Source organism: Gordonia sihwensis NBRC 108236 (assembly GCF_000333035.1).
GTDB lineage: Bacteria > Actinomycetota > Actinomycetes > Mycobacteriales > Mycobacteriaceae > Gordonia > Gordonia sihwensis.
In genome coordinates this window covers 223,115-246,026 of record NZ_BANU01000001.1, presented here as the reverse complement: position 1 = coordinate 246,026, position 22,912 = coordinate 223,115, and the positions used below count along the sequence as shown (strand labels likewise).

The following is a 22,912-nucleotide window of genomic DNA, read 5'->3' as shown; positions in this document are numbered from 1 at the left end:
CTCCTTCTCGTCGAACGCCGACGGGCGCCGGCGTCGTCATCAGTGACATGGGTCATTCGGCGCCCTCCGGATTTCGGATGGGCCGGTTGTCCGGCGGTGCCGCCCGGGGCGACCCATCCGGGCCGTCGACGCCACCGAATACCGGTCATGAACACAGTGATCGCGATCGGTTTCGTCGGCGGACTCATCACCGGCATCTCGCCGTGCATCCTTCCGGTGCTGCCGGTCCTGTTCCTCTCCGGCGCGCAGAACGCCCGCGGCCCGGAGGAGACCGAACAGCCGTCCCAGGGACGACCGGACCGCAGACGGCGGTTCGCCGAGAGCGCGCGGCCGTACCTGGTGATCGCCGGGCTGGTCGTGAGCTTCTCCGCGGTGACGCTCGTCGGGTCGAGCCTGCTGTCGCTGCTGCACCTGCCGCAGGACACCATCCGGTGGATCGGGTTGGCAGCGCTGGTCTCGATCGGACTCGGCTTGATCTTTCCGCCCGTCGAACGGCTCCTGGAGAAGCCCTTCGCCCGGCTGCCGCAGCGGCCGGTGGCCCGCGGGCGGTCCGGATTCGGGCTCGGGCTGGCACTCGGTGTCCTCTACGTTCCGTGCGCCGGTCCGGTGCTCGCGGCCATCGTGGTCGCCGGTGCGACGGGATCGATCGGGCTCTCCACGGTGGCGCTGACGTTGTCCTTCGCGGTGGGTGCGACGCTCCCACTGCTGGTGTTCGCGCTGGCCGGCCGGCGGATCGCCGAACGGGTGAGCGCCTTCCGGCGCAGGCAACGGCTGATCCGAGTGATCGGCGGACTGGTGACGATCGGCCTCGCCGTCGGCTTGGTCTTCGACGCCCCGGCCGCGCTCCAGCGGGCGATCCCCGACTACACCGGGTCCCTGCAGGACTCGGTGGGCGGCACCGACGATCTCAATCGCCGGCTCGATCTCGGAGGCATCGTCACCGACGCGAATCGCGAACTCTCGAACTGCACCGACGGAGCCGATCGTCTGCAGAGCTGCGGTACGGCGCCGCCGCTGACCGGTATCACCGACTGGTTCAACACCCCCGGCGACCACGCTCTGCCGCTGTCACAACTGCGCGGAAAAGTGGTCCTCATCGACTTCTGGGCGTACTCGTGCATCAACTGCCAGCGATCCATTCCGCACGTCGTGGACTGGTATCGCACGTATCGCGACAGCGGGTTGGAGGTGATCGGGGTCCACACCCCGGAGTACGCCTTCGAGAAGGTGCCGTCGAACGTCGTCGCCGCAGCCGAACGCCTGGGCATCGACTACCCGATAGCGCTCGATCCGGCGTTCTCGACCTGGACCGGCTACCGCAACAGCTACTGGCCGGCCCAGTACCTCATCGACTCCACAGGAGTGGTGCGGCACATCGAGTTCGGTGAAGGCGGGTACGCGACGTCGGAGCGGATGATCCGCGACTTGCTCGCCGACGCCCGGCCCGGCAGCACGCTACCGCCGCCCACCGAGCGCGCCGACACCACGCCGACCGAGCCGACCACGGCGGAGACGTACCTCGGGATCGGCAAGGCCGGGAACTACGCGGGTCCCACCCCCTATTCCGCAGGCACCGCGGACTTCGACTTTCCGGAGAGCCCGGCCCCCGACTCCTTCGCCCTGCGCGGCCGGTGGACGCTCGACCGTCAGGGTGCCACCGCGCGTCGCGATGCGGCGATCTCGCTGAACTACCGTGCGCGCAACGTGTACGTCGTCGCCGGCGGGACGGGGACGATCACCGTGAGACGCGACGACGGCTCCTCCTCGACGATCCCCATCAGCGGACCGCCGACCCTCCATCAGATCGTCGACGGGACCGGCAGTCGGCGAGGGCGGCTCGAACTGGCACCGTCCCCCGGCCTCGAGGTCTTCTCGTTCACCTACGGCTGAGAACCCGAGAGCCCTCAGTCGGCCACCGAGTGCGGCAGCTTCACCGACCCCGGCTTCACCTGTGCCGGACGCGAAGGCGGCGGGACCACCGGACCCACGTCGCCGTCGGGCGCGGTGTCCAGATCCAGGAACACCGGTGCGTGGTCGCTGGGCTTGGTGCCCTTGCGGGCCTTGCGGTCCACCCAGCAGGCCTGGGCGCGCGCGGCCACCGGGCCTCCGGCCAGCAGGAAGTCGATCCGCATGCCGAGATCCTTGTGGAACATTCCGGCACGGTAGTCCCAGTAGGTGTAGATCCGTTCGCTGGGCCAGTGCTCCCGCATCACGTCGTGCAGACCGGCGCCTTTCAGCGCCTCGAACGCCGCACGCTCGGCGTCGGTGACATGCGTGTGACCGACGAAGGCCGCCGGATCGAAGCAGTCGTCGTCGGTCGGGATGATGTTGTAGTCGCCGCAGACGACGGTCGAATCCGCCTCCGGTTCGACGGCCTCCCGCAACTTCGCGAGCCACGCCAGTTTGTACGCGTAGTGGTCGGAGCCGACCTCGCGGCCGTTGGGGACGTACACCGAGTACACGCGCACCCCGTCGCACACCGCCGAGACCGCCCGCCCTTCCGGAGCCGACTCGGGGTCGGGAAAACCGGGTGCGCCGGGGAATGCGATCCGGACGTCGTCGAGCCCCACCCTGCTCAGCAGCGCCACGCCGTTCCACTGTCCCTGCCCCGCGTGGGCGAACTCGTAGCCGCGTGCGGCGAGTTCGTCACCCAGTTCGGCCGCGAACGCCTCGTCGGTGACCTTGGTCTCCTGCAGGCACACCACGTCGGGCGACCGCTCGTCCAGCCACGGCAGCAGCCGGGGCACTCGCTGTCTCACCGAGTTCACATTCCAGGTCGCCACTCGCATGCGACCAACCGTAGCCGGGACGGCGCACGGCGACGCGGACCGCCCGGCGCGATCGAGTGCGACCGAGTGCGATCGCCCGGACCTACCGACCGCGCATGATCCATGTCACAGTGGTGTCGTGACCACCCCACTTCCCCAGCGTGACGTGATCGCCGCGTCCTGGCGTCGCGTCACCCAGTCCGGCCTGTCCCCCGACTCGCCGTTCCGGCCGGCCGTCCGCGACATCGCCGACGACCGGTTGCTCGACGCCGCGCGGCCGGTGCTCGCGCGGGCCGCATCGATGCTCAGCGGCACCACCACGGCGCTGTTGCTGGTGGATCAGGACTGCCGCATGGTCTCGCGCGTCTCGGCCGACAGCACACTGGAGCGGCATCTGGAGTCGGTGGGCGCCGTCGAGGGCGCCGCCTGCGACGAGTCTCGGATGGGCACCACCGCGCTGGGCACCACCGTCGAGGTGCGCGGCGACGTGGTCATCAACGGATCCGAGCACTACCTGGAGCAGTTCCGGTCGCTGAGTTGCTTCGGCCGGCCGATCGTACACCCGGCCACCCGCCGCGTCGCAGGCGCGATCTGCATGACCGAGGTGGCCCCGCAGATCAACCCGCTGTCGGTGCCGTTGGTGCGCGGGCTCGTCGACGACATCGCCGAACGGCTCCTGAACCGCACGCACGCCGACCATCGTGCGGTGATCGCCGCGTTCGAGAAGACCTCGTCGCGCCGCGATGTCGCGGTCGCCGCGGTCGGCGACGACCTGCAGCTCACCAACGCCCTGGCCGCCCAGTTGCTCGGCTCCGCCGACTTCGGGTCGCTCCGCGCGATGCTCCACGACCGCTCCGAGCGGCGCCGGACCATCACCCTGGTGTCCGGCATCGAGGCCGACATCGAGATCGACCGAGTCGACGGCGTACGGCACGCCGCCGTATTCCGCCTGCGTCCCCGCGTCGGGCATCGGACACCCGCCGATCCGGTGCCGCGCGCCGCCGCGGCGTCGGTCGCGATCTGCGGCGAGCCCGGCACGGGCCGGACCACCGAGGCGCAGTCGTTGATCCCCGACGATCGCCGGGTGCGACTCGACGTCGCCGCGGCCCTGCTCGACGGCACGCCGCCGGATGTCGCGGCGGCGATCCGGGAAGCCCGTTCCGCGGGCCACGGTCTCGTCGTCGACGGCGCCGATCTCCTCGACGATCGCTCGATCCGCCTGCTGCAGGCGGCGATAGCCGCCCATCGGCCCGATCTCCCGCCGATCGTCGTCGTCTGCGAGCCGGTCACCGGCGGCGCCGCGGGCCTCGCCGCGCTCGTGGGCTGCTGCCGCACCCGCGTCACCCTGCCGCCGCTGCGGCAGCGCACCAGCGAGATCGTCTCCCTGGCCCAGCGGATGCTGGAGCGCTGCGACCGCCGTCTGGAACTCGGTCCGGACGCCGCAGACGCGCTGGCCTGCCAGGAGTGGCCGGGCAACCTGACCGAGATGTCGGTGGTGCTCGGTGCCGCGGCCGAGACGACCCTGGCGCGCGGCGGCAGGCAACTCACCGCCGCCGACCTCCCGGAGGGCTACCGCGGCAGTTCCCGCGCCTCCCGTCTGATGGGTCTGGAGCAGGCCGAACGCCAGGCCATCATCGATGCGCTCGACGCCGCAGACGGCAACAAATCGCATGCCGCCAAGGCGCTCGGCGTCTCCCGCACCACCCTGTACGCCCGGATCCGGGCGCTGGGTATCTCCCGCTGACACGGCGCGTACCCGGTCCGTGTACAGGCCGTGTCCACCGGCACTGTTCAGTTTCTGCACACGGCGGGCTCGCGGCGGCATGTGACAAATGAGGGGCACTCATTCAGTGGCGCGCATCACACGGTGCGCGACGTGCCCATCTCGTCAGGAGGCTTCCATGACCGCCACCCTCAATTCGGCCCTTCATCCGGCCGTAGCCGATTTCGTGTCCCGCGACCGCCAGTTGCTGATCGGCGGCCAGTGGGTCGACGCGGCGTCGGGCCGCACTTTCGCGACCCACGACCCGGCCACCGGCGAGGTGATCACCCGGGTGGCGCACGGTGAGGCGGCCGACGTCGATCGCGCCGTGGCCGCGGCGCGCGCCGCATACGAGGGCCCGTGGGGCCGGATGAAGCCGAACGAACGGGAACGCCTGATCTGGCGGGTCGGCGACATCCTCTCCGAGCGAGCCGAGATCTTCGGGCAGCTGGAGGCGCTCGACAACGGCAAGTCGGTCACCATCGCGACAGCGGTCGACGTCTCCTGGTCGGCGGACGTGTGGCGTTACAACGCCGGGCTCGCCACCAAGATCAAGGGCTCGTCGATCACCCCGTCGATGCCGTTCGCCGGTCCGGACGCCCAGTTCCACGCCTACACCCGACGTGAGTCGCTGGGCGTGTGCGGCCAGATCGTCCCGTGGAACTTCCCCATCCTGATGGCCACGTGGAAGCTCGCTCCGGCGCTCGCTGCCGGAAACACCGTGGTCCTCAAGCCTGCCGAGCAGACGCCCCTGAGTGCGCTGATGCTGGGCGAGGTCTTCGAGGAGGCCGGCTTCCCGCCCGGCGTGGTCAACATCGTCACCGGATTCGGCGACGCAGGCGCCGCGCTGTCGGCGCACCTCGACGTCGACAAGGTCGCCTTCACCGGGTCTACCGAAGTCGGTAAGAAGATCGTCCAGGCCGCGACCGGCAATCTCAAGAAGGTGTCGCTGGAACTCGGCGGCAAGAGCCCCAACATCGTCTTCGCCGACGCGGACATCGAGTCGGCCGTCGCCGGTTCGGTCGCGGCGTGGATGTTCAACCACGGTCAGTGCTGCGTCGCGGGCACCCGGTTGTTCGTGCAGCGCAGCATCTTCGACGAGTTCACGCAGGCTGTCGCCGACGCCGCGTCGCAGGCCAAGATCGGCCCCGGTCTCGATCCGACCACCGAACTCGGACCGCTCGTCTCGCAGGAGCAGTTCGATCGGGTCAACAGCTACATCCAGCAGGGCCTGGCAGACGGGGCACGCGCTCTCACCGGCGGCGGCCGCTGGGGCGACAAGGGCTACTTCATCGAACCGACCGTCTTCGTGGACGTGAAGCCGGAATTCTCGATCGTGGAGGAGGAGATCTTCGGCCCCGTCGTCGCCGCCCTGCCGTTCGACGACGAGGACGACGTCGCCCGTGCTGCCAACGACTCGATCTACGGACTCGCCGCGGGAATCTGGACCAAGGACATCTCGAAGGCGCACCGCACCGCCGCGGCGGTGAAGGCCGGATCGGTGTGGGTCAACCAGTACAACGGCTTCGACACCGCCCTCCCCTTCGGCGGTTTCAAGCAGTCCGGCTGGGGCCGCGAACTGGGCGACTCCGCCCTGGACCTCTACACCCAGACCAAGTCCGTCAACATCGCCCTCTGACTCGCGCGGGCGTCCCCGCCCAGGCCCTCCCTCCGCCCGCTGGTTGAGCGAGCGCAGCGAGTCGAAACCCTCCACCCGCCAGTTGAGCGACTCCCCCACAGGCCAGTTGAGCGACTCCCCCACAGGCCAGTTGAGCGAGCGCAGCGAGTCGAAACCAACAACCCACTCATCCCCCACCCCACCCAACCAACCCTTAAGGAACCCACCATGAAGACCAAAGCCGCCGTACTCCTCGAGCCCGGCAAGCCCTTCGAGATCATGGAACTCGACCTCGACGGCCCCGGCCCGGGCGAGGTCCTCATCAAGTACACCGCCGCAGGCCTCTGCCACTCCGACCTCCACCTCACCGACGGCGACCTCCCGCCCCGCTACCCCATCGTCGGTGGTCACGAGGGCTCCGGAATCATCGAGGAGGTGGGCCCCGGCGTCACCAAGGTGAAGCCCGGCGACCACGTGGTGTGCAGCTTCATCCCGAACTGCGGCACCTGTCGCTACTGCTCCACGGGCCGGCAGAACCTGTGCGACATGGGCGCCACCATCCTCGAGGGCTCCATGCCCGACGGCACCTTCCGCTTTCACGGGAACGGCCAGGACTTCGGCGCCATGTGCATGCTCGGCACGTTCTCCGAGCGTGCCACCATCTCGCAGCACTCGGTCGTCAAGGTCGACGACTGGCTGCCGCTGGAGACCGCTGTCCTCGTCGGCTGCGGCGTCCCCTCCGGTTGGGGCACAGCGGTCAACGCGGGCAATCTGCGCGCGGGCGACACCGCCGTCATCTACGGCATCGGCGGCCTCGGCATCAATGCGGTTCAGGGCGCGGTCAGCGCGGGCTGCAAGTACGTGGTCGTCGTCGACCCGGTGGAGATGAAGCGCACCGAGGCGCTGAAGTTCGGCGCCACGCACGCCTTCGCGACCGCCGAGGAGGCGCAGGAGAAGGTGACCGAGCTGACCTGGGGCAAGGGCGCCGACGCCGCCCTCATCCTGGTCGGTACCGTCGACGTCCCGGTGGTCCAGGCGGCCACCGCTGTCATCGGCAAGGGCGGCAAGGTGGTCATCACCGGTCTGGCCGACCCCGCCAAGCTCACCGTCCAGGTCTCGGGTGCGGATCTGACGCTGAACCAGAAGACGATCATGGGCACGCTCTTCGGTTCGATGAATCCGCAGTACGACATCGTGAAGCTGCTGCGCCTGTACGACGCCGGTCAGCTGAAGCTCGACGAGCTGGTGACCCAGCGTTACTCACTGGAGGACGTCAATCAGGGCTACCAGGATCTGCGCGACGGGAAGAACATCCGCGGCGTGATCATGCACGAGTCGTAGGCCTCGTCCCCCCGAACTCCGCGGGCTCATCGGTGATCGACACCGGTGGGCCCGCGGTTTCCATTCGCCGGTCGCCAGGAGGATGTCCTCCCGCCGTGCGTCAGGCCGGGTGCCCCGGTTCGAGGTCGTCGACGTCGGCCAGTCCCGCCAAGCCTCCGCGCCCGCCGGCCGACCCGCCGCCGGCGACCGGAGCGAGGACGTGGCACGTGTGGTCGCCGACGTCGTGCCGAGCCAGCACTCGGCCGACGAACCAGGCCTCGGCGTCGGACAGGATCGGCACGCCGTGCGGTCCCGGAACCCATCGACAGCGCTCGAACTTGTCGACCTCGTCGCCGGTCTCTCCGCCGAACAGTCGCGCCAGATCCAGGTGCTCGCGGGAGACCACGTGCACACCGAGGTGACCGGCCGCCGCGGCGATGGGATAGGTGTGGTTCTGCCGTGAGATCCCGGCCACGAACCGCTCCGGTTCAATACTCATCTGCGCGGCGAAACCCACCAGGCAACCCGCTCGGCGACCGTCGGCGGCTGCCGTCACCAGGTAGACGGATGAGTCGATCGAGGCCATCATCGCTTCGAAACCGCGCACCGGACCGTCGTCCATGCCCGCCCCTTCTGCTCGCGCGTGGCCGTTACCCGGCCACCACGACCGACCCTACGCCGCGGCGGGCCCGACTACGCTCTGTGCATGTCCGGCACCCGCGCGCAGCCGACCCGAGAGGAACAGGCTGCGGTTCTGAAGGAGTCCATCTATCTCGTCTTCGCGACGCTCTCGGTGACGCTGGCGATCCGAGCGCACGGGGACGTGAGCGCCCCCGCCGCGCTGGCCACCCTCGCCGTGACGCTCGGAGGCACGGTGCTCGCCGTCTTCACCGCAGACGTCCTCGCTCACACGGTGGTCCACGGCGTGATGATGAGCCGTCACGAGTTCGCGCACGCCGTGCGGACGAGTTTCGGCGCACTGTCGTCGGTGACGCTGCCCTTTGTGTTCCTCTGAGTCAGCCTGATCACCGGCTGGGACGTGAACGCGGCGCTGCTCGCGTCGACGATCGCCCTCACCGTCGCCCTGGTCCTGATCTGCGCGAGAGCCGTACATCGGGTGGGCCTCAGCTGGAAGCAGCAGGTGGTGATGCTGACGATCGAAGCCGCGCTGGCGCTGGCAGTGATCGCCCTGCAGGTGATGGCGCACTCCTGACCCGAGCCCCGGCGCGATCAGTCCAAGGCCGCGGTCAGCTGCTCCACCCACGCCGCCTGGACCCCGGCGCGTCTGCGCGAATCGTCGGTCAGCGTGTCGGCCAGGCCGAAGCCGCGGGCGAGGTCGAGGGTGATCTGCGCCAGCCGGTAGGCCTGCGGGCGGGTCCCGTCGGGGTCGAGTCCGGAGACGACGAAGGCGTGTGCCGCTCGGCCCATCTTGGCCTCCAGCGGACGGATCACGTCGGCGAGGGCGGGATCGGACGCCGCGGCGGCCCACACCTGAAGCGCGGCCTTGAACGACGTTCCCGTATAGATCGAGACGGCCTGCTCCACCACCGCGGCGATCCGGCCCGGGCCCGACGGGATGCTCTCCAGTGAGTGTCCGACGTCCTCGGTCATGTCGTCGTACATCTGCTCGATGACCGCGGTGAACAACGCCTCCCTCGTCGGAAAGTGATGTTGCGCCGCGCCTCGTGAGACACCGGCCTCCTCCGCGACCTTCGCGACCGTCGTCGCGGCCCAGCCACGGGTCGCGAGCAAGTCGACAGTCGACGCCAGCAGCCGCTCCCGAGTGGCTCGGGACCGGTCCTGCTGCGGTTCACGGAGTGGCGCGTTCATCAGCGGCTAGTGTCCCACTCCGGTCGACGCTTGCTGAGGAAGGCCGTCATTCCCTCCCGCGCCTCGTCGGACGCGAACAGTCGCATCGACTCCTCGGCGCGCGCCTGCGCCTGCACGTCGAAGCCGTCGAGCAGCGCCGCGGTGGTCAGCTTCTTGCTCACCGACAGTCCTTGCGGGGACGCCTTGCGGATGCCTTCCAGCACACTGTCGAGTTCAGCGGCGAGGTCGTCGTCCGTGGCGCAGGCGGCGGTCACCAAGCCGATCCCGGCCGCGGTGTCGGCGCCGAACTTCTCTCCGGTCAGGAAGTATCGGCCGGCTGCCCGGGCGGACATCTTGGCCAGCAACGGGATCGAGATGATCGAGGCCGCAAGGCCGAGCCTGGACTCGGTGAGAGCGAAGGTGGCGGCCGGTCCGGCGAGCGCGATGTCGGCCGCGCCGACCAACCCCAGTCCACCGGCACGGACGTGTCCGTCGGCGACGACGATCACCGGCTTGTCGAGTTCGAGGACGGTGCGGATCAGTCCGACCATCGCACGACCGCCCTCGGCGGTCGCCTCCTCGGGGCTCAGACCGCGCTTGAGCGCCTCCCCCAGATCCGCGCCCGCACAGAACGTCCCGCCGGTGTGCGTCAGCACGACCGCCCGAATCTCCTCGTCGGTCGCGGCATCGAACGCCGTCTGCAGCTGCGCGACGAGCGCCGAGCTGAGCGCATTGCGGTTGGCGGGTGAGTCGAGTGTGACGGTGAGGACGGACGCGTCTACGGCGGTGCGGACGAGGATGTCGTCGGTCATGGTTCTCCTTCTGAAGGTCGATGAGGAAGGCCCGTACTCGGCTGGTCGCGACTACCGGGTTGTCGAGTGGTCCGCGAAACGAAGCGAGTCGGGCGTATCGAGACCGCGCAGGTCAACGGTCTCGATACGCTCCTCACTCCGTTCCTCGCTACTCGACGAACCTGAAAGGGCGAGAGCCGCAGTCGAAACCCCGCGACGTCCGCTGGAAAGGGCGGCGAAAAGGGATCAGTACGACTTCGGCAGTCCCAGGCTCGTCTGCGCGACGAAGTTCAGGATCATCTCGCGGCTCACCGGAGCGATGCGCGTCAGGCGCGACAGCGGGAGCAGCGCGGCCAGACCGTATTCGACGGTGAGACCGTTGCCGCCCAGGGTCTGGATGGCCTGGTCGACGATCTTGGCGGTGGCCTCGCCCGCCGCGTACTTCGCCATGTTGGCGGGGACCGCGGCGCCCCAGTCGTCGCCCGCGTCGTACAGGGTGGCGGCCTTCTGCATCATCAGCTTGGCCATCTCGAGCTCGATCTTGCCCTGTGCGAGAGGATGAGCGATCGCCTGGTGCGCCCCGATCGGCGTCTTCCAGACGGTCCGATCGTTCGCGTACTCGACGGCGCGGTCGAGCGCGTAGCGGCCCATGCCGATCGCCGACGCGGAGGCCATGATCCGCTCCGGATTGAGACCGGCGAAGAGCTGGCTCAGCGCGGCGTCCTCGGATCCCACCAGCGCGTCGGACGGGAGCCGGACGTCGTCGAGGAAGAGGGTGAACTGCTTCTCCGGGTTCAGCATCTCCATGTCGATGATCTGATGCTCGAAGCCCGGTGTGTCGGTGGGCACGATGAACAGCGCGGGCTTGAGCCTGCCGGTCTTGGCATCCTCGGTCCGCGCCACGATGAGCACCGCCTGCGCTTGGTCGACGCCGGAGATGAAGACCTTGCGGCCGTTGAGGATCCAGTCGTCGCCGTCACGGCGAGCGGTGGTCGTGATCTGATGCGAGTTCGATCCGGCGTCGGGTTCGGTGATGCCGAAGGCCATGGTGATCGAGCCGTCGGCGAGGCCCGGGATCCACCGCTGCTTCTGGTCGTCGGTTCCGAATCGGGCGATGATGTTGCCGCAGATGGCCGGCGAGACGACCATCATGAGCAGCCCGCTGCCGCCGGCGGCGAGTTCCTCCATCACGATCGCGAGCTCGTACATTCCGGCGCCACCGCCGCCGTACTGCTCCGGCAGGTTGACGCCGATGAAGCCGAGTTCGCCGGCCTCCTGCCACAGTTCGTCAGTCTTGCGTCCCTGCCGGGCGCAGTCGCTGAAGTACTGCTGGCCGTACTTCTTCACCAGCGCGGCCACGGCCTCGCGCAGCGCTGTCTGCTCTTCGGTCTCGATGAAACTCATTGGGGCTCCTGGAGTTCGGTTGGAGATACGTCTGGTCCCGCGAGGACTCACTCCGCGGAAGGTTCCTCTTCGGTGATCACGGCGAGCACATCGCCCACCGAGAGCTGCCGTCCCGGCTCCACCGCGAGGACGGACACCACGCCGTCGGCGGGTGCTTTGATGGTGTGCTCCATCTTCATCGCCTCGAGCCACAGCAGCGGCTGTCCGGCCGTCACGCGATCGCCTTCGGCCACCGCCACCCGGATCACCGAACCGGGCATCGGCGCCAGCAGCGAACCGGGCCGTTCCACGGACGCCGGGTCGACGAACCGCGGTGCGCGGGTCAGTGTCACCGATGCGCCCGGCCAGTCGACGAACACCCGGTCGCCGACCGCGCTCACCTCGTAGCGGCGCACCACGCCGCCGCGCGAGAGCACCACCTCGGTGGGCTCGACGGACTCCACGGTCGCATCGTCCAGATCGGGCAGTTCGGCTCGCCCGTCGCGCCCGAAGCGATACCGCGCCACGATCTCGGTCCCATCGGCGGCGAGGTAGGTCTTGCGCTGGTAGTCGGAGGCGATGTTGCGCCAGCCCGACGGCGCCGCCGGGACCGCACGGGCGTCGGCGCGGTTGCGCGCCGACTGCGCCAGCGCCGCGACGGTCGCCGCCACCACGTCCGCGCCGTCGCCGGCGAGCGGCCGCGACAACTCGGCGATCCGCTCGTCGCTGAGGTAGCCGGTGTCGGTCGCGCCGGCGAGGAAGTCGGCCTCGCGCAAGGTGTTCACGAGCATGTCGCGGTTGGTGACGACACCGTGGATGCGCGCGTCCGAGAGGGCACGGGCCAGCACGGCCGCCGCCTGGTCGCGGTCGGGAGCCCAGGAGATCACCTTGGCGAGCATCGGATCGTAGAAGGTCGAGATCTCGCTGCCGTCGGTGATTCCCGAGTCCACGCGGACCCCGGGCCGCTCCAGCAGCCCGAACCGGGTGGCGGCGGGGAGGTCGATGCGCGCGACGGTGCCCGACTGCGGCTGCCAGTCGTGCGCGGGATCCTCGGCGTAGAGCCGCACCTCGATCGCGTGGCCGACGCCGCCCGCCGGAGCGGTCGCCGGAATCTGTCCCAGCGGCTCGCCCCGGGCCACGCGCAGCTGCCACTCCACGAGGTCGACGCCGGTGGTCAGCTCGGTGACCGGATGCTCCACCTGCAGTCGCGTGTTGGTCTCCAGGAAGAAGAACTTGCCGGTCTCGTCGGCGAGGAACTCGACGGTGCCCGCGCCTCGGTAGCCGATCGACTCGACCGCCTTGCGCGCGGCCGCGAAGAGCTTGTCGCGCATGTCGGCACCGATCCGCTCCACGAGCGGTGCCGGAGCCTCTTCGACCACCTTCTGATGCCGGCGCTGGATCGAGCATTCCCGCTCGCCGACCGCCCAGATCTGGCCGTGGTCGTCGGCCATCACCTGGACCTCGATGTGGTGGCCGCGCTCGATGTACGGCTCGCAGAACACGGTCGGATCGCCGAACGCCGACTCCGCTTCGCGCCGGGCCGCGGCGACGGCGTCGCTCAACTCGCCCAGTTCGCGGACGATCCGCATGCCGCGTCCGCCGCCGCCCGCGGAGGCTTTGATCAGCAGCGGAAGATCATCGGCGGTGACCGATTCGGGATCGATGTCCTTGAGCACCGGCACACCGGCGCCCTCCATCAGCGCCTTCGCGTTCACCTTGGAGCCCATCGCGGTGATCGCGGCGGGCGGCGGACCGATCCACGTCAGTCCGGCGTCGATCACGGCTTGCGCGAACTCGGCGTTCTCCGAGAGGAATCCGTACCCGGGATGGATCGCGTCCGCGCCCGCCGCCTGTGCGGCGGCGATGATCTTCTCACCGCGCAGGTACGTCTCGGCCGAGGTGGAACCCGGCAGTCGGACCGCGGCGTCGGCGGCCCGCACATGCGGGGCGTCGGCGTCCGGATCGGAGTACACCGCGACGGTGCGCAGGCCCATCGTGACGCAGGTGGTGAAGACCCGGCACGCGATCTCGCCGCGGTTGGCGACGAGCACGCTGGTGATCGGCTTCTGAGAGATGGCTGTAGTCATGTGCAGATTCCTCACATCCGGAAGACGCCGAAGTTGCTGGTGCCCTCGACCGGGGCGGACGCGATGGCCGAGAGCGCCTGGCCGAGCACCGTCCGGGTGTCGCGCGGGTCGATGACGCCGTCGTCGTAGAGCATCCCGGACAGGAACATCGGCACCGACTCGGCCTCGATCTGCGCCTCGATCATGGCGCGCATTCCGGCGTCGGCCTCCTCGTCCACGGTGCCGCCGCGTGCCTCGGTGGCCGCACGGGAGACGATCGAGATGACGCCCGCGAGCTGCGCGGCGCCCATCACCGCACTCTTGGCGCTGGGCCACGCGAACAGGAAGCGGGGGTCGTACGCCCGGCCGCACATGCCATAGTGGCCCGCTCCGTAACTCGCGCCCATCAGGATCGAGATGTGCGGCACCGTCGAGTTCGACACCGCGTTGATCATCATCGAGCCGTGCTTGATGATGCCGCCCTGCTCGTATTCCTTGCCGACCATGTAGCCGGTGGTGTTGTGCAGGAACAGCAGCGGCGTGTTGCTGCGGTTGGCCAGTTGGATGAACTGAGTGGCCTTCTGCGATTCGGCCGAGAACAGCACGCCCTGCGCGTTCGCGAGGATACCGACCGGGTAGCCGTGGATCCGGGCCCAGCCGGTGCACAGCGAGGTGCCGTACTCGGGTTTGAACTCGTCGAAGTCGGAGTCGTCGACGACGCGCGCGATCACCTCGCGCGGGTCGAAGGGGATCTTCAGATCGGGAGGAATGATGCCGAGCAGCTCCTCCGGGCTGTACCGGGGTTCGCGGACCGGCTCGGCGATCGGCTCCGGTCCCTGCTTGCGCCAGTTGAGGCGGGCGACGATCCGCCTGCCGATCCGCACCGCGTCCTGCTCGTCGGCCGCGAGGTAGTCGCCGAGTCCGGAGACGCGGGCGTGCATCTTGGCGCCGCCCAGTTCCTCGTCGTCGCTCTCCTCACCCGTGGCCATCTTGACCAGGGGCGGGCCGCCGAGGAAGACCTTGGAACGGTCCTCGATCATCACGACGTGATCGCTCATTCCGGGGACGTAGGCACCGCCCGCCGTGGAGTTGCCGAAGACCAGTGCGATGGTCGGGATGCCCGCCGCCGACAGTTGCGTCAGATCGCGGAACATCCGTCCGCCGGGGACGAAGACCTCTTTCTGCGTCGGGAGGTCGGCACCGCCGGACTCCACGAGCGAGATGACCGGGAGCCGGTTCTGCCGGGCGATGTCGTTGCACCGGAGGATCTTCCGCAGCGTCCACGGGTTAGAGGTGCCGCCCTTGACCGTCGGATCGTTGGCGACGATCAGGCATTCGGTGCCTTCGACGACGCCGATGCCGACCACCACCGAGGCGCCCACAGTGAACTGCGAGCCGTACGCCGCGAGCGGGCAGAGTTCCAGGAAAGGCGAATCCTCGTCGACCAGCAGCTCGATTCGCTCGCGCGCGGTCATCTTCCCGCGTTTGCGGTGCCGCTCGACGTACTTCTCGCCGCCGCCGGCGCGGACTTTGCGGAACTCCAATTCGAGTTCGGCCAGTTTGGCGTTCATCGCCTCGACGTTGGCCGCGAACTCCGCCGACGAGGTGTCGATCTTGCTCCTCAGAACCGTCATGCCTGGTACCCCAATCGCTTCGCCGCCAGTCCGGTCAGGATCTCGTTGGTGCCGCCGCCGATGCCGATGATGCGCATGTCGCGGTACTGGCGTTCCACCTCCGACTCCCGCATGTAACCCATTCCGCCGTGCAGTTGGACCGCCTTGTTCGCCACCCACTCGCCCGCCTCGACAGCGGTGTTCTTCGCGAAGCAGATCTCGGCGATGAGGTCGTCGCCCGACGACACCTTCCGTTCGACGACCGCCCGGGTGTAGGTCCGCGCCACGTCGATCCGGCGTGCCATCTCCGTGACCGTGTCCTGCACGGACTGCCGGGAGATGAGCGGCTTGCCGAAGGTCTCCCGGTTCCGCACCCAGTCGAGGGTCAGGTCCAGGCACCGCTGCGCGCTCGCGTACGCCTGGGCCGCCAGCGAGGCGCGCTCGGTGACGAAGGCCTGCGCGATCTGCGTGAAGCCGGAGTTCTCGGCACCGACCAGGTTCGCGGCCGGCACGCGGACGTCGGTGAACGACAGCTCCGCGGTGTCGGAACTGAGCCAGCCCATCTTGTCGAGCTTGCGCGCCACCTCGAATCCCGGCGTGCCCTTCTCGATCACCAGCAGCGAGACTCCCGCGGCGCCGGGCCCTCCGGTCCGGACCGCCGCGACGACGAAGTCGGCACGCACCGCCGAGGTGATGAACGTCTTGGAGCCGTTCACCACGTAGTGGTCCCCGTCGCGCACGGCGCTGGTGCGCAGGTGGCCGACGTCGCTGCCGCCACCGGGTTCGGTGATCGCGAGGCTGCCGATCTTCTCGCCCGCCAGGGTCGGCCGGACCCACTTGTCGATCTGGGCCGGGTCGTTCGCGGCGATCAGATGCGGCAGCGCGATGCCGTGGGTGAACAGCGAGGCGAAGACGCCGCCCGCGACGCCCTGACAGTGCAGTTCCTCCACCAGGATCATCGAGTCGATCAGGTCGCCGCCGCTGCCGCCGATCTCCTCCGGCACGCCGAGACCGAACAGTCCCAGTTCGGCCGCGGCCAGGTGGGTCTCGCGCGGAATCAGTCCCTCGCGCTCCCACTCGTCCTGATACGGCAGAATGTGCCGCTTGGCGAAACCGGCGATACTCGCGCGGAGTTCACGCCGTTCCGGTGAATCCCAGATGTCACTGGCGATGGGCACGGATCAGTTCCCTTCTGTCTTGCTGAAACGGGTCGGAATCGGTACCACGCGCGAGCGCAGCCACTCTCCCAGCCCCTTGGCCTGCGGATCGAAGCGGACGTTCTCGGCGACGCCGCGCCCGAGCACCTGCTCGATCACGAAGTTGACAGCCCGCAGATTCGGAAGCGGGTACCGATGCACGGTCAGGTCCGCGACCTCCGGCAGCAGTTCCTTGAGCTTGGCGACGCTGAGCGTCTCGTCGAGCCATGCGTACTCGTCGTCGGTCCGGGCCCAGAGCCCGATGTTGGCGCTGCCGCCCTTGTCCCCCGATCGGGCACCGGCCACGGTGCCGAGCGGAAGGTCGACGGTCTCGCCCCAGTCGGTCGACGACGCCGCCGCCGGGACGCTCTCGTCGACGATCGGTTCCGCGCGAAGGGGCGACGGATCGATTCGCACGGTGACCCCGTCGGGCTGGTTCACCTGGTGGGCAACCAGCGCGGCGTCGACGTAGCCGGGCTCGAAGACGCCGTAGGGCGAACCGTTGCCGGGAGGTGCGGTGAGAGTGAAGCCCGGGTAGCTCGCGAGCGCGAGTTCGACTGCCGCACCGGTGAACTGCCGTCCGGCCTTCTTGGGGTCGGTGTCGCGGGCCACGCAGCGCAGCATCGCGCTGGCCTGCTCCTCGGTGTCGGCGTCGGGACGGTCGAGGCGGACCAGCTCCCAGGTGAGTTCGGCGGGACGCTGCCCGAGCGCGGCCTCGAACTGCTTCTGGAACAGCTCGGCCTTGGCCTCGATGTCGAGGCCGGTGAGCACCACCTCGAACTCGTTGCGGATGCCGCCCAGGTGATTGAGCGAGACCTTCAGGTCCTTCGGCGGCGCCTCTCCCCGCACCCCGCTCACCCGCACGCGGTCGGTGCTCTCCTGCGCGAGTTCGACGGTGTCGATCCGCGCGGTCGCGTCGGGGTTGTAGTACCGCGGCCCGCCGATCTCGTAGAGCAGTTGCGCCGTGACCGTCCCGACCTGCACCGCGCCGCCCGTGCCCTCGTGTTTGGTGATGACCGAACTGCCGTCGGCGTGCACCTCGGCGATGGGGAAGCCGAGCCGCGTCATGTCCGGGATCTCGGTGAAGAACGAATAGTTGCCGCCGGTGGCCTGGGCGCTGCACTCGATGATGTGCCCGGCCACCACCGCACCCGCGAGCTGATCGAGGTCTTCGTAGCCCCAGCCGAAGACCGACGCCGCCGACCCGACCACCAGCGAGGCGTCGGTGACACGGCCGGTGACGACGATGTCGGCGCCCGCGTCGAGCGCTGTCTTGATACCGAATCCGCCGAGGTAGGCGTTGGCCGTGATCGGTGATCCCAGCCCGAGTTCACCCGCCCGCCCGACGATGTCGTCACCGTTGACGAAGGCGACCCGGCGATCCACGTCGAGGCGGTCGACCAGTTCCCTGAGCGCCACCGCGAGGCCGTGCGGGTTGAGTCCGCCGGCGTTGACGACCACCTTGACGTCCTTCTCGGCGACGAGGTGCAGGTTCTCCTCCATCTGCCGCAGGAAGGTCTTCGCGTAACCGAGGTCGGGGTTCTTCATGCGGTCACGGCCGAGGATCAGCATGGTGAGTTCGGCGAGGTAGTCGCCGGTGATGAAGTCGAGATCGCCGCCTTCGAGCATCTCGCGGACCGCGCTGAAGCGGTCGCCGTAGAAGCCGGAGACGTTGCCGATCCGGACCGGGCGCGATGCGTCGGACATCATTCCTCCTGGTGTTTCACGCGTGTGGGGTGCGGGTGCGGCCGGCGCTCAGGACCTCTGGGGCGCTCGGCCGGCGCCGGGAGGTCCGGCGAAGGCCTGGGCGATCCGCGACCACGCGGCGGCCTCGTCGCCGATGAACTCGAGGTTCAGATCGTCGAGGTGCCGTCGCTGAGTCACGAGTTCGCAGAAGTCCACCGCCGGGCCGCGGACGATGTCGGTCGCGTCTTCCGGTCCCCACGTCCACAGCCGGCCCGAGGGCGCGGTGATCTCGTAGCGGAACGGTTCGGCCGGGGCGTCGAGCCCGTTGACCAGGTACGCGAAATCGCGGGTTCGGACCCCGAGGTGCACCACGTTCTTGATGCGGTCGCCCTCGGGACGCTTCACACCGAGCGCGTCGGCGACGTCGAGACCGTGTGCCCAGGTCTCCATCATCCGCGCGGTCGCCATCGACGCCGCGGACATCGGCGGACCGAACCACGTGAGCTTGGTGCCCTCCGGGACCGCGACCAACGCACCGCCGAGCCGGTCGCGCGTCTTGCGCCAGTCGGCCAGGAGTTCGGCGGGCGGCCTGGCCGCCTCGGTCTCCGCTGCCGCGTCCACGAAGCCCGACGGGTCGCCCATCGCCTGCTCGACGAGGTCGCCGAACCCCGCGGGATCGGTGATCGACAGCAGGGACACGCGGTCGGTCCAGTGCAGGTGACCGATCTGGTGCGCCACCGTCCACCCCTGGGCCGGCGTCGGGGTGGCCCACTGATCGTCGGAGAGCTCCGCGACGAGGCCGTCGAGGGATTCCGATTCCGCCTGCAATGCCTGAACGAGTTCATCGACGATCGCCATGCGCCCAGCGTCACACGGATCGGCAAACAAATCAAGCGTGAATGATTGTTTCTCGTCTGGACCCCCGCGCGAGTGGCGCCGGTCTCATCCGAGTCCGCGAGTTTCGCCCCGCGCGCTGTCCCCTGATAGGACGGACCCATGACGAGTCACGCCCCGCCGATCGCCGACCCGTTCACCACGTTCGCCATCGGCCGGGACACCGACGTCGACGCACCGGTGTTGGTCCAGAAGCTCGGCAGCGGCGTCACCGATCACCGCGGCCTCATCGAACTGCCGGCTCTCACGGTGCTCTTCGACGACGTCGGTGGCGTCCCCTTCTACCGGCTCGACGCCGCGTCGTCGTCGATGCAGGCACGGCTCACGATGTCGATGGTGCGGCGTCCCGCGCCCCACGACGTGCTCCGCGCGAGCGCCGACCTCCGCATGCACGACGACGCGTTCGGCACCACGTCGGTCACCATCACCGGGTCCGCGGGTGAGACGGTGTGCTTCGGCACCGCTCGCAACGTCCGGGTCGGTCGTCCCACCAGCGGCGACCTTCAGTGGCATCCGGAACAGCCCGCACCCGACGGCGTACCCGCGGTCGAGCGGATCGACCCGTCCCTCTCCGGTGCCGAGGTGGTCGCGAAGCTGATCGACGGTTCGCTCCCGATGGGCCCGATCTCAGAGATCCTCGACGGCGGCGTCACGGGAACCGGCGACGACGGCTCCGTCGACGTGCAGTTCACCACCGCGCCGTGGATGCGCAACCTCATGGGCACCATGCACGGCGGAGTGATCGCCGCGATGCTCGCCCAGGCGTGCTCGTTCGGAGCCCAGCGCAATGTCCGCACCGGCGGCGGCTACCAGCTGATCGATTTCACCTGCGAATTCCACCGGTCGCCCGTCGTCGACGGCCGCCGCGTGCGCATCGACGTCGTGCCGGTCAAGCTCGGGCGTCGTCTCTGCCTCTTCGACGCCCGCATGTACGACGGCGACCGACTCCTCGGACGGGCGACGGCCGACGCGCGCTTCGACGTCTGACGTCGCGCCACTCAGCGACAGATCCCCCGTCCGGGACGGGGGTTTCGTCGCCGACGGTCGCGTCCGCTATACCGCGGGGAGGATCCCGAACCGCGACAGCTGCCGTCGCAGCAGCGGCACCATCTGCCCGGACGCCAAGTGCTCAGTCGTCCACCGCACCACGTGTAGATCGAGAGCGCGCAGTTCGTCCTCGCGCAGCTTCTCGGCGATCACCACGTCGTCAGCCGACTGATCCGGCTTCCGCATCTCCCGCCGGTACTTCCCGAAACCGTCGAACTCCGCCACCACGGACCCATCCCAGTCGTAGTCGCAGATCGCCGTCCGGCCGCTCGGCAGACGGTAGCGGGTCTGAAGCTCGGGAACTGGCAGTCCGGCCTCGATCATCTGTGCCCGCCCCCACGACTCGCCGGGGTTGTCCGACCGCCCGTCCGCATGACGCAGCGCCCGACGCGCCCGGGCGACTCCGCGCCGCGGCCGTGTCAGCTCCGCGAGCAGTACGCCGCGATCCGCACCGAGCCGCAGTGCGCTGTCCATGACCGACAGGGCCCGCGGAAAGTCCGGCACCGAGAGCGCCACGTCGACCGCGGTCCGCGAGATCGACGTCACCGCGAGCCCATTGACCTCGACGACCTCGTCGTCGCGCAGTCCCCCGCTGTGTATCACGCGGTGGGGTCGACGGTGACCGCCGTTGCTGCGACCGTTGGTGAGGTGAATGCTCGTGAGATCGGGGCGCAGAGTCCCGAGCCCGAGGACTGCGGCCGCAGACTCGTGGCTGAGCACGTTGCCGCAGTCGCGGGCGGTTCCGACAGCGGCCGCCACGCACCGGAGCCGATAGCGGTCCCGCAGCGCCTGCCCCGGGTCCGGACCGAGCGACTCACGCGTCACGTACACGCCCCGTCCCACCGGTATCAGCGTGTGTCTGCGAACGGCCTCCCGGATCTCGCGTTCGGTGACTCCGGAATCCAGGGCGACGCCGCGCCAGATGAGTCCGTATCGATCTGCAGGCCACATATCTCTTTAGACGCGACCGGGCCCTAGACGGTTCCATCCGCCGTCCACAGCCCGCGATCCGCCATCCGCAGCAGCGCCACTCAGCGACAGATCCCCCGTCCGGGACGGAGGATCTGTCGCCGAGCCTCGCGTCTACCCGAGGCACACGTCCACAGGCGCGCCCCTCTCCTCACACCACCGAGAGCGGCAGGGGCTTCGACGGACCGCGGTCGGCGAAGGTGAACGACGACCCGGCCGAGAAGCGCACGATGGCGACCTCGTCGCACTCGGGCTGCGGATCGCCGCGGCCGACGGTCACCACGAGTTCGTCGCCGTTCACGGCACTCTCTTCGACGACCCACGTCGGCTCGACCGCCCGCACCGCCGACGCGATCGCACCGAGCCGGCCCGCGGCCAACAGCCGCATCCACGCGCCGTCCTCCACCGCAGGCGAATCCACTCGAATGCGCACGCGAACGCCGTCACCGTCTTCGCGCACCTGCGCGACCACCCCCGTGTACTGCTCGGGGCCGAACACCGGGTGCGCGTTCAAGACGCCGGCGAGCGCCGTCGCGTCGGACCGACCGTCGAACAGCGCGGCCGACAATCGTTCGGCGGTGATCCCCGCGATGCCGATGAGCTGCTTCTCGAGGATCTCGTCCGCGCGCGCAGCATCGGTCCGGCGTCGCACGGATGCCAGGAATCCGATCGCGAGCAATTGGTGCTGCAAGGCCGTCTCCTCCGCGATCCGCACCAGTGCGGAGGTGGAGAACTCGTCGAAGGCCAGGTCCTCGACGAGCGGACCGCGGTAATCGGCGAGACCGTCGCCGGCGGACCCGTCGATCGGGCTGAGGGCGATCGACGCCGCCCGGGTTCGCAGAGTCGGCTCGGTAACCTCCGGCAACGGAAGCTCCTCGCGGTCGGGCTCGATCGTCACCGTCCACTCGCAGTGCGGCGTCCGGCCCGCGGGTACGCGGGGCGGTCGGTGCACCGGACGGATCCGCGCGCGCCGATTGGTCGCTATGGCGGTCGCATCGAATGTCGGATCCTCGATGTCGTGGCACATGGCCGTCACGTACTCGTCGCCCATCGGCTCCACGTCGAGAAGCGCGCCGCAGTGATCGAGCACGAACGAGCCGTGGTACCGATCGACGATCCGGTAGCGGAAGTCCATGAACTGCGGCGGCGCACCGATATCGAGCTGCAGGCATTTGAACATGTCCTCGACCCCGTCGCCCTCGATCCCGAGCGCGGTCCGCATCCGCCCCGTGTACACCGGGCTGGCCGCCATCCACTCCTCGATGGCGACCTGGGTCATGCCCTCGCGGCCGAACGCCGCGATCAGGTGTGCCATCCCGGACCGATCGATCAGCTGGCCCGACAGCAGCGACTCCGGGACCAGAGCCACCAACTGCGCGCGGGTCAGTCCGGCCAGGCTCACGGCAGGTCCCACAGGCCGACGGGCGACTGCCCGAGCGGATACCAACCGGGCAGGTTCCCCGGCGCGGACTTCTCGATGCGCTTGAGCATGCCGTCACTGCAGGCTTGATCGGTCAGCATCTCCAGGAACAGTGCCGAGACGTTCCCGAAGTCGAAGAAGTCGCGCTGCCAGCCGAACTGGAAGTTCCCCGCGTAACGGAACCAGCTCCCGCCGATGCCGTGCACCGCGTAGTGGGAACCGTCGGCTCGAGTGCTGACGTCAATCGGCCCGCTCACTGGGTTCCCGGCGCCGGAGTACACCTGGCGCCACAGCCCGATCATGTCGCCGGTCCGCTCGTCGATCACCCACGCCTGGTACGGATACTCCCAGCCCTCCAGGCCCTCCATCTCCTGGCCGAGCGCGATCTCTCGGATCTCGTCGCGGCCCACGGCCATGAAGTCCTTCTCCGGACCGTAGTTCCAGCCGTAGGTGGCGTCCTCGGTGTAGAAATCCGCGAGCGGGCGCCAGTCGCCCGCCTTCTCGGCTTCGACGTTGGCATCCAGCCAACGCTGCTTCATCTCGTCCAGTTCGGCACGGGGAAAAGCCATG

The 22,912-nt window shown here is 69.2% G+C and carries 20 protein-coding genes; 7 read left to right on the top strand and 13 right to left on the bottom strand.

What is annotated here, in order from left to right:
• Window positions 1-147: 147 nt before the first annotated feature.
• The gene (locus tag GSI01S_RS01235; RefSeq protein ID WP_006894467.1) at window positions 148-1,890 is read left to right on the top strand and encodes a cytochrome c biogenesis protein DipZ; all 1,743 of its coding nucleotides are present in this window, start codon (window positions 148-150) and stop codon (window positions 1,888-1,890) included.
• Between the two features lie 14 nt (window positions 1,891-1,904).
• On the opposite strand, the gene GSI01S_RS01230 is transcribed toward GSI01S_RS01235, so the two are convergent.
• Window positions 1,905-2,789: an exodeoxyribonuclease III gene (locus GSI01S_RS01230; RefSeq protein WP_006894466.1), complete on the bottom strand. Its 885-nt coding sequence runs from the start codon at window positions 2,787-2,789 to the stop codon at window positions 1,905-1,907.
• 118 nt (window positions 2,790-2,907) lie between these two features.
• On the opposite strand from GSI01S_RS01230, the gene GSI01S_RS01225 reads away from it, so the two are divergent.
• From GSI01S_RS01225 to GSI01S_RS01215, 3 genes are all read left to right on the top strand, one after another.
• Entirely contained in the window at window positions 2,908-4,512 is a 1,605-nt protein-coding gene (locus GSI01S_RS01225) for a sigma-54-dependent Fis family transcriptional regulator (RefSeq protein WP_006894465.1), read from the top strand.
• Window positions 4,513-4,669: 157 nt separating this feature from the next.
• The gene (locus GSI01S_RS01220) at window positions 4,670-6,169 is read left to right on the top strand and encodes an aldehyde dehydrogenase family protein (RefSeq protein WP_006894464.1); all 1,500 of its coding nucleotides are present in this window, start codon (window positions 4,670-4,672) and stop codon (window positions 6,167-6,169) included.
• 207 nt (window positions 6,170-6,376) lie between these two features.
• A complete protein-coding gene (locus tag GSI01S_RS01215) occupies window positions 6,377-7,489 on the top strand; it encodes an NDMA-dependent alcohol dehydrogenase (RefSeq protein WP_006894463.1) in 1,113 nt (370 codons plus the stop codon).
• 100 nt (window positions 7,490-7,589) lie between these two features.
• Here the strand turns inward: GSI01S_RS01215 and GSI01S_RS01210 are convergent, their stop codons facing one another.
• Window positions 7,590-8,090 carry a flavin reductase family protein gene (locus GSI01S_RS01210; protein WP_006894462.1) on the bottom strand — a complete coding sequence of 167 codons (501 nt, stop codon included), beginning with the start codon at window positions 8,088-8,090 and terminating at the stop codon, window positions 7,590-7,592.
• Window positions 8,091-8,174: 84 nt separating this feature from the next.
• Here GSI01S_RS01210 and GSI01S_RS20440 point away from each other — a divergent pair, with 84 nt between their 5' ends.
• Together GSI01S_RS20440 and GSI01S_RS20435 are read left to right on the top strand one after the other, a co-directional pair.
• A complete protein-coding gene (locus GSI01S_RS20440) occupies window positions 8,175-8,483 on the top strand; it encodes a hypothetical protein (protein ID WP_006894461.1) in 309 nt (102 codons plus the stop codon).
• A 24-nt stretch (window positions 8,484-8,507) separates the two neighbouring features.
• Window positions 8,508-8,681: a hypothetical protein gene (locus GSI01S_RS20435; protein WP_006894460.1), complete on the top strand. Its 174-nt coding sequence runs from the start codon at window positions 8,508-8,510 to the stop codon at window positions 8,679-8,681.
• Window positions 8,682-8,698: 17 nt separating this feature from the next.
• On the opposite strand, the gene GSI01S_RS01200 is transcribed toward GSI01S_RS20435, so the two are convergent.
• The 8 genes from GSI01S_RS01200 to GSI01S_RS01165 all read right to left on the bottom strand — a co-directional run bounded on the left by GSI01S_RS01200 (window position 8,699) and on the right by GSI01S_RS01165 (window position 18,870).
• Complete coding sequence (locus tag GSI01S_RS01200) at window positions 8,699-9,298, bottom strand: TetR/AcrR family transcriptional regulator (protein WP_006894459.1); 600 nt, start codon at window positions 9,296-9,298, stop codon at window positions 8,699-8,701.
• Entirely contained in the window at window positions 9,298-10,089 is a 792-nt protein-coding gene (locus tag GSI01S_RS01195) for an enoyl-CoA hydratase family protein (protein WP_006894458.1), read from the bottom strand. Before GSI01S_RS01195 ends, GSI01S_RS01200 begins: the two co-directional genes overlap by 1 nt.
• 225 nt (window positions 10,090-10,314) lie before the next feature.
• Window positions 10,315-11,472 carry an acyl-CoA dehydrogenase family protein gene (locus tag GSI01S_RS01190; RefSeq protein ID WP_006894457.1) on the bottom strand — a complete coding sequence of 386 codons (1,158 nt, stop codon included), beginning with the start codon at window positions 11,470-11,472 and terminating at the stop codon, window positions 10,315-10,317.
• Window positions 11,473-11,519: 47 nt separating this feature from the next.
• A complete protein-coding gene (locus tag GSI01S_RS01185; protein ID WP_006894456.1) occupies window positions 11,520-13,538 on the bottom strand; it encodes an ATP-binding protein in 2,019 nt (672 codons plus the stop codon).
• An 11-nt stretch (window positions 13,539-13,549) separates the two neighbouring features.
• Window positions 13,550-15,151 carry an acyl-CoA carboxylase subunit beta gene (locus GSI01S_RS01180; protein ID WP_006894455.1) on the bottom strand — a complete coding sequence of 534 codons (1,602 nt, stop codon included), beginning with the start codon at window positions 15,149-15,151 and terminating at the stop codon, window positions 13,550-13,552.
• Window positions 15,148-16,308: an acyl-CoA dehydrogenase family protein gene (locus tag GSI01S_RS01175; RefSeq protein ID WP_006894454.1), complete on the bottom strand. Its 1,161-nt coding sequence runs from the start codon at window positions 16,306-16,308 to the stop codon at window positions 15,148-15,150. The genes GSI01S_RS01180 and GSI01S_RS01175 overlap by 4 nt, the downstream gene beginning before the upstream one ends.
• 3 nt (window positions 16,309-16,311) lie before the next feature.
• Window positions 16,312-18,033, bottom strand: a complete 1,722-nt coding sequence (locus GSI01S_RS01170; RefSeq protein WP_006894453.1) for an acyclic terpene utilization AtuA family protein — start codon at window positions 18,031-18,033, stop codon at window positions 16,312-16,314.
• A gap of 48 nt (window positions 18,034-18,081) precedes the next feature.
• A complete protein-coding gene (locus tag GSI01S_RS01165; protein ID WP_006894452.1) occupies window positions 18,082-18,870 on the bottom strand; it encodes a TIGR03084 family metal-binding protein in 789 nt (262 codons plus the stop codon).
• 138 nt (window positions 18,871-19,008) lie between these two features.
• Here GSI01S_RS01165 and GSI01S_RS01160 point away from each other — a divergent pair, with 138 nt between their 5' ends.
• On the top strand, window positions 19,009-19,893 hold the full coding sequence (locus GSI01S_RS01160; protein ID WP_006894451.1) for a PaaI family thioesterase: 885 nt from the start codon (window positions 19,009-19,011) through the stop codon (window positions 19,891-19,893).
• A gap of 66 nt (window positions 19,894-19,959) precedes the next feature.
• Here the strand turns inward: GSI01S_RS01160 and GSI01S_RS01155 are convergent, their stop codons facing one another.
• From GSI01S_RS01155 to GSI01S_RS01145, 3 genes are all read right to left on the bottom strand, one after another.
• Window positions 19,960-20,904 carry a hypothetical protein gene (locus tag GSI01S_RS01155; RefSeq protein WP_006894450.1) on the bottom strand — a complete coding sequence of 315 codons (945 nt, stop codon included), beginning with the start codon at window positions 20,902-20,904 and terminating at the stop codon, window positions 19,960-19,962.
• Between the two features lie 169 nt (window positions 20,905-21,073).
• Window positions 21,074-22,324, bottom strand: coding sequence for a hypothetical protein (locus GSI01S_RS01150; protein WP_006894449.1), 1,251 nt, complete (start codon window positions 22,322-22,324; stop codon window positions 21,074-21,076).
• Window positions 22,321-22,911, bottom strand: coding sequence for a nuclear transport factor 2 family protein (locus tag GSI01S_RS01145; protein WP_006894448.1), 591 nt, complete (start codon window positions 22,909-22,911; stop codon window positions 22,321-22,323). Before GSI01S_RS01145 ends, GSI01S_RS01150 begins: the two co-directional genes overlap by 4 nt.
• Window position 22,912: the final 1 nt, after the last annotated feature.

Bases quoted from the DNA above. Each gene is read 5' to 3' on its own strand.
- GSI01S_RS01235 (WP_006894467.1), top strand. From the start codon at position 148: ATGAACACAGTGATCGCGATCGGTTTCGTCGGCGGACTCATCACCGGC.
- GSI01S_RS01230 (WP_006894466.1), bottom strand. From the start codon at position 2,789: ATGCGAGTGGCGACCTGGAATGTGAACTCGGTGAGACAGCGAGTGCCC.
- GSI01S_RS01220 (WP_006894464.1), top strand. From the start codon at position 4,670: ATGACCGCCACCCTCAATTCGGCCCTTCATCCGGCCGTAGCCGATTTC.
- GSI01S_RS01215 (WP_006894463.1), top strand. From the start codon at position 6,377: ATGAAGACCAAAGCCGCCGTACTCCTCGAGCCCGGCAAGCCCTTCGAG.
- GSI01S_RS01210 (WP_006894462.1), bottom strand. From the start codon at position 8,090: ATGGACGACGGTCCGGTGCGCGGTTTCGAAGCGATGATGGCCTCGATC.
- GSI01S_RS20440 (WP_006894461.1), top strand. From the start codon at position 8,175: ATGTCCGGCACCCGCGCGCAGCCGACCCGAGAGGAACAGGCTGCGGTT.
- GSI01S_RS01200 (WP_006894459.1), bottom strand. From the start codon at position 9,298: ATGAACGCGCCACTCCGTGAACCGCAGCAGGACCGGTCCCGAGCCACT.
- GSI01S_RS01195 (WP_006894458.1), bottom strand. From the start codon at position 10,089: ATGACCGACGACATCCTCGTCCGCACCGCCGTAGACGCGTCCGTCCTC.
- GSI01S_RS01190 (WP_006894457.1), bottom strand. From the start codon at position 11,472: ATGAGTTTCATCGAGACCGAAGAGCAGACAGCGCTGCGCGAGGCCGTG.
- GSI01S_RS01185 (WP_006894456.1), bottom strand. From the start codon at position 13,538: ATGACTACAGCCATCTCTCAGAAGCCGATCACCAGCGTGCTCGTCGCC.
- GSI01S_RS01180 (WP_006894455.1), bottom strand. From the start codon at position 15,151: ATGACGGTTCTGAGGAGCAAGATCGACACCTCGTCGGCGGAGTTCGCG.
- GSI01S_RS01170 (WP_006894453.1), bottom strand. From the start codon at position 18,033: ATGTCCGACGCATCGCGCCCGGTCCGGATCGGCAACGTCTCCGGCTTC.
- GSI01S_RS01165 (WP_006894452.1), bottom strand. From the start codon at position 18,870: ATGGCGATCGTCGATGAACTCGTTCAGGCATTGCAGGCGGAATCGGAA.
- GSI01S_RS01160 (WP_006894451.1), top strand. From the start codon at position 19,009: ATGACGAGTCACGCCCCGCCGATCGCCGACCCGTTCACCACGTTCGCC.
- GSI01S_RS01155 (WP_006894450.1), bottom strand. From the start codon at position 20,904: ATGTGGCCTGCAGATCGATACGGACTCATCTGGCGCGGCGTCGCCCTG.
- GSI01S_RS01145 (WP_006894448.1), bottom strand. From the start codon at position 22,911: ATGGCTTTTCCCCGTGCCGAACTGGACGAGATGAAGCAGCGTTGGCTG.